This window comes from Bacillus sp. SIMBA_031, assembly GCF_046535225.1.
Lineage (GTDB): Bacteria > Bacillota > Bacilli > Bacillales > Bacillaceae > Bacillus > Bacillus velezensis.
Genome location: NZ_JAWRXC010000491.1, coordinates 1 through 252 on the forward strand (window position 1 = coordinate 1; position 252 = coordinate 252).

Annotated in this window: 1 protein-coding gene; it reads right to left on the reverse strand. The window is 65.1% G+C overall.

Annotation, left to right across the window (positions count from 1 at the left end):
* Positions 1-46 precede the first annotated feature (46 nt).
* The gene (locus SB724_RS21130; RefSeq protein ID WP_410572950.1) at positions 47-226 is read right to left on the reverse strand and encodes a hypothetical protein; all 180 of its coding nucleotides are present in this window, start codon (positions 224-226) and stop codon (positions 47-49) included.
* Positions 227-252: the final 26 nt, after the last annotated feature.

Sequence of the window (252 nt, forward strand, 5' to 3'; positions counted from 1 at the left end):
GTCCCGGCACCACCGGTTACGAGGACGGCCGCACCGGACAGGCCGGTCACAGCACAACCTGGAGCTCTGCCTCGTTGCCCGCCACCAAAGTGGCCTGGCCGTCACTTTCCAAACTTTGGGAGACAGCTTCCAATACAGACAGGACGCGGAGCCCGGATTCCCCGCTGGTGCGTGGGGCAGTGTGGCTTCGGATGGATGAGGCCAGCTCAGCTACCACTTGGCCCAAGGGTTCCCGCTCTTGGAGGGCCGGTG